The following is a 5,203-nucleotide window of genomic DNA, read 5'->3' as shown; positions in this document are numbered from 1 at the left end:
ACTTAATGCTCACCCAGTGATAGGGGTTGTCTGGATTAGTGACGAGTATGGTGAGCTGCGGGTTTTTGCGTATCCACCCGCACTTTGGACGGTGAGCAGCAGTATTGACCAAAATTGAATCGCTCCTTGTACGCAGGTGGTAGTTTACAGGTGATTCAGGTTACGAAAGCGTAAAGGCCGACAGTAACTAAAAAACCTACCCGAAGTGAAGGCCAAGGGCGATCAACCTTCAACCTTCAACCTTCAACCTTCAACCTTCATTTTTCAACCTTCAACCTTCAACCTTCAACCTTCAACCTTCAACCTACCCTACACCTAACGCCAAAGGCGAACAACCAAATAACCTTCAACCATACAGACCACCTACATATTCCCCATAACCGTTGTAAAGTAGGGTGGGTCGTTTTTCCCAGGATAAGTTAGGACCGCTACTGATGAATTTTTCTGTAGCTTGTGACCATCTGGGGTGAGGCTTATTGGGGTTAACATTTGCCTCAAAGTCATATTCATAGGAATTGATGGTATTCCAGTAGGTAGCTGGCTGGTTAGCTAAAAACTCGACTTTGACTATGGATTTTGCTCCTTTAAAACCATATTTCCAGGGCACTACCATGCGAATAGGAGCACCATGCTGCTTGGGTAATAGATGACCATAAATACCAATAGCAAAAAATGCTAGTTCGTTAGCCATTTCCTCAACACGTAAACTTTCGGTATAAGGCCAAGGTAAGGAACCAAGGTGTATGCCTGGACCAATAGTAATTTTGCGGTCATAATAGGAGGTAAATCGCACAAATTTAGCCTCTGAAGTAGGTTCTACTGCTTTGATCAGCGCTTTCATCGGAAATCCGATCCAGGGTAGCACCATTGACCACGCCTCTACACAGCGGAAGCGATAGATCCGCTCTTCGATGGGAAATTTAGTTTGCAGATCATCTAGGTCATAGGTTTGGGGATTTTTGACTAATCCCGTCACCTGTAGCTTCCAGTCTTTGGTTGGTAAATTTTGGGCTGCTTGCCAGATCGATTTACTGCCGCCAAATTCATAAAAATTGTTGTACTGTCCAGCAAGATCCTGATCAGTGATGGGTCTGTCAACACTGGCAAAAGCTGGATTGGTTGCTAAGGATTTTAACTTAGGTTGATTTAGGGTTTCCACAAGAGCTTTGTCTGAGGCAGAAGAGGAAGCTTGACAACCAAGAATTGAGAGCATTCCAGTGCCTAGGCTGGCACCAACTAAATTTTTGAGAAAGCGACGTCGGTTAGAATAAGCCGTTTCTGAGGTGACTTGTTGCTCTGGCAGTTCCCAGGACTTTGGTACACGAATGATGGTCATAAAGTAAGTGATATTGTTGACGGTGAGCTTTTAGCAGTCAGCCTCTGAGGCTCTGGAGCTTATTTAAGCATTCAGCAGTCAGCCGTTAGCCGTCAGCCAAACGCTAGTGCGTGGCCATAGGCCAAGGCTCACGCTACGGGAACAGCTTTCCGTAACAGACATTAAACGAATGCTTACCTGTTTTCTTGATGCAAAGCGCGAGTGGGGGAAACCCCCGCAGGTCGGCGCTGCATCGCTTATTCAAAAGCTGTTCCCTTAGCTTGTCGATAGCCCATAAGCTGATAGCCCATAAGCTGATAGCACCTCAAGTAGCTTGCGTGGCACAGGCTTCGACGCTGTGATGTAGCGCATTAGTTGATAGCTGAATGCTTACGAGCTTATAGCTGGCAAGGGTAGCTTTTCAAGTAGTGCCTTGACTGATAGCGCCAGTTAAAAGCTTAAGTTATACTTGTGCCAAGTATAGTTAATAACTATAGTTAAAATTACTACCGCTTATTTTTTTTTATAAGGATGTATTAGGATGCCAGATTAATGTCATGACTACTAAAATAAAAATAAATAAATAAATAAAATAACGTAAATAAAAAAACCAGGAGAAAGCTGATGATCCGTAAAACACTAGTTATAGTAGGAATCGGCTGGATAGTTGTGGGATTGGTACCTCTTGCCTATGCTCAGTCAGGAGCGCAGTCTAGTGAGCCAAGCGGTTCAGTAACCCTGTCTGGTGACACCCTCCGCCAAGTTAATGGTCGCACGGTCTCAGACGATTATGGCACCTTTTTCCCAACATCACTAGAGCTGGAGGAAAAGGAAGGCTTAGGTAACAATTTACAGCCTAAGTTCAAGGTTGGTTCAAGTGACAATGTAGACATAGTTTTTGGGGATACCATCCAGCAGGAAGAACTTAATGTGTTTCCTCAATCCCCAACTACTCGCAATACTCAAAAAGTCCAGTTGGCGGTTCCACTAAGAGAGTAAAGGTTGACTAAAAGTTTGTTCTAAGCACTGATAGCTAAAGGGTTACTCAACCTCTGGTTCACCAGTTCAGTAGCTAGGCTAATTGCAGCCTTCATGCTAGTAGCGTTAGCAATGCCAAGACCGGCAATATCAAACGCTGTGCCATGATCAGGAGAAGTACGCACAAAGGGTAAACCGATGGTAGTATTGATCGCTCTGTCAAATGCCATGAGTTTGACAGGAATTAAGCCCTGGTCATGATAGAGTGCCAAATAAGCATCATGAGCATTATCAGCGTACTGCTGGTGGTTGCCGTACCAAGCCTGACCAGGTTTTACCCAAAGAGTGTCAGGAGGTATTGGTCCATCTAATTGGATAGTCGGGCGTTGCTGGCGCTCTTGCTCTAGCCAGGGAATCAGCCAATCTTGTTCTTCACAACCTAGCTGACCCTGCTCACCACTATGAGGATTTAACCCAGAAATCGCGATTCGAGGTTTGTTGATGCCAAAATCACTAGCCAAACAGGCGATCAGTAAGTCTAGTTTACTCCCCATCAATAGTGGCGTTAAGGTATTTGGGACTTGACTTAAAGGAATATGTGTGGTAGCTAAAAGTGTACGTAGCACCCAACCACTATGGGGCGATCGCGCTACGAAGAGCATCCCAAATTGTTTGACACCAGAGTAGTGGGCTAGCACTTCAGTTTGACCAGGATAATCATGTCCTGCGGCTTTCCAGAGAGACTTGGCAATGGGTGCGGTCACAATACCATCAAACTCACCACGTTGGGTGAGTGCGATCGCATTTTCCAGATACATAAAACTAAGAGCACCACTAGCAGCATTACCAACACCTGGGGTTATTTGAGGCCGTTGTCCGTAATCCAACTCAATGTCAAGGATTGATAATGTCTCTGGGGAAGCTAAAGTAGCTACATCTTCAATCCCCTGCTGACTTAGCTGGGTGTAAGCCCCATTCAAGAGGTACCGACTGCCAATCACGGTTATCTCACAATTCCTAGTGACTTGGGAATCTGCCAATGCCTTGAGGACAACTTCTGGTCCAATGCCTGCCGGATCTCCCAAGGTCACCGCTAACCTAGGACGCCTTGGTGGTGAGTTAAGTTTTCCTGTCAAAGACATGTTCTGATGGTTTGTTGACAAGTCTGACATAATTCGTAAACACTCCAGTACCCTAACCCCTTTGCTGGAATACTCTTGCTCAGGATTTCCATAGGATTGCTATATTCTCGCACCCTAGTCATGATACCTTGTAACAAAAGTACATAGGAGATCATAAAACTAATGGGTACAGAAATTTTCAATGCAGCGTTTTTGTCCTTCACCCTGATTCTTGTGGGTTTGGGCTTAGGCTTCTTGCTACTCAAAATCCAGGGAGTGTCAGAATAGTTTCTAGTGAATGGGTTATGGGGTAACGGCTGTGGGGTTTGGTCAAGAATTCTGGCACAGTTTTCTTTTAAACCAATCACTTATGCTGTCTTAGCCTAAACCCATTCTCCCACACCCCTCACCTGATGGCGTTGCCTATTGAATACCAGAAAAATGAGAGATCGACAAAATTTCTGATAGAATCTTATAGAAAGTTTAAGATTCCTTACTAAAATTACTATAATGAACTTGTTGGTCGTCGGTGCAACTGGCACCTTAGGAAGACAGGTGGTTCGTCGTGCACTAGACGAGGATCATCAGGTACGCTGTCTTGTACGCAGTCCACGAAAAGCTTCTTTCCTTAAAGAATGGGGAGCAGAACTAGTACAAGGAGACCTGTGTGTTCCAGAAACCCTACCAAAAGCCCTGGAAGGGATCACAGCTGTCATTGATGCGGCAACATCGAGACCAACAGATTCTCTGACCATCAGACAGGTAGACTGGGAAGGGAAAGTTGCCCTCATTCAAGCGTCTGTGGCTGCTGGTATAGAAAGATATGTCTTTTTCTCAATTCTGGGAAGTGAGAATTTTGCTCATGTCCCACTGATGGAAATAAAGCACTGTACAGAACTATTTCTGGCAGAATCAGGATTGCCACACACAATCTTGAAACCAAGTGGCTTTATGCAAGGCTTAATTGGTCAGTATGCGATCCCCATTTTGGATGGACAGGCGGTTTGGATTACAGGAGAAACCTCTCCCATCGCCTATATGAACACCCAGGATATTGCTAAGTTTGGCATTCGTGCTCTGGAAGTTCCAGAAACAGTAAATCAGACATTCCCGGTTGTGGGAACCAGAGCCTATAGTACCTACGAAATCATTAACCTGTGTGAGCGGTTGTCCGGTAAAGATGCTAAAATAGCCCGACTCCCAATAAATTTTTTGCGGGGTATGCGGCGATTCGTGAGATTTTTTCAGTGGGGCTGGAATGTGGCAGATCGGCTTGCCTTCACTGAGGTGCTAGTGAGCGGGAAACCGCTGGATGCACCGATGGATAAGGTATACGAGGTCTTTGGCCTAGACCCTAAGGAAACCACAACTTTGGAAGAATATCTACAAGAATACTTTAACCGGATTATGAATAAGCTCAAAGAAATCGATTACGAGAAAGCTAAAAAGAAGTCTAAGAAGAGGACTCCTTTTAAATCTAAATCCTAGATATTTCCTGGAAAATCGATAAGCGGGAGGTTTTGGGGAGCCAGTGCAGCAAAAGTGCTTCTCGACGGGGCTTCCAAGGTGCGGATGCCAGCCTGAGCACACAGCCGGTTCCCATAGCGCGACTGCATCAAGACAGTAGCTGATTAAATCACAATTGTCCATGATGTTTCAGATAATTTAATCCAAGTAGTTCAAGACGGGGACTGGTGAGTATACCAAAAGCAGGCATTATCTACAACGACCTTAAACCAATGGCTTGTAGCGTTGCTGAAGAGTTGCACAACCAATTGAGGACTGCGGA

The 5,203-nt window shown here is 45.1% G+C and carries 5 protein-coding genes; 3 read left to right on the top strand and 2 right to left on the bottom strand.

The window, feature by feature from the left end; genetic code table 11:
- Positions 1-346: 346 nt before the first annotated feature.
- A complete protein-coding gene (gene msrP, locus F6K20_RS23320) occupies positions 347-1,336 on the bottom strand; it encodes a protein-methionine-sulfoxide reductase catalytic subunit MsrP (RefSeq protein ID WP_287296189.1) in 990 nt (329 codons plus the stop codon).
- A gap of 603 nt (positions 1,337-1,939) precedes the next feature.
- Between msrP and F6K20_RS23315 the strand changes: the two genes are divergently transcribed.
- The gene (locus tag F6K20_RS23315) at positions 1,940-2,314 is read left to right on the top strand and encodes a hypothetical protein (protein ID WP_008179579.1); all 375 of its coding nucleotides are present in this window, start codon (positions 1,940-1,942) and stop codon (positions 2,312-2,314) included.
- A gap of 20 nt (positions 2,315-2,334) precedes the next feature.
- On the opposite strand, the gene pdxA is transcribed toward F6K20_RS23315, so the two are convergent.
- Positions 2,335-3,435, bottom strand: coding sequence for a 4-hydroxythreonine-4-phosphate dehydrogenase PdxA (gene pdxA, locus F6K20_RS23310; RefSeq protein ID WP_008179581.1), 1,101 nt, complete (start codon positions 3,433-3,435; stop codon positions 2,335-2,337).
- A 162-nt stretch (positions 3,436-3,597) separates the two neighbouring features.
- Between pdxA and petM the strand changes: the two genes are divergently transcribed.
- Positions 3,598-3,702, top strand: coding sequence for a cytochrome b6-f complex subunit PetM (gene petM, locus F6K20_RS23305; protein ID WP_063747919.1), 105 nt, complete (start codon positions 3,598-3,600; stop codon positions 3,700-3,702).
- Between the two features lie 222 nt (positions 3,703-3,924).
- Positions 3,925-4,902, top strand: coding sequence for an SDR family oxidoreductase (locus F6K20_RS23300; protein WP_008179584.1), 978 nt, complete (start codon positions 3,925-3,927; stop codon positions 4,900-4,902).
- The last annotated feature ends 301 nt before the right edge of the window (positions 4,903-5,203 follow it).

Source organism: Moorena sp. SIO2C4, from assembly GCF_010672485.1.
Classification (GTDB): Bacteria; Cyanobacteriota; Cyanobacteriia; order Cyanobacteriales; family Coleofasciculaceae; genus Moorena; species Moorena producens.
The sequence above is the reverse complement of the archived record's forward strand: the minus strand, read 5'-3'. Positions and strand labels throughout refer to the sequence as shown.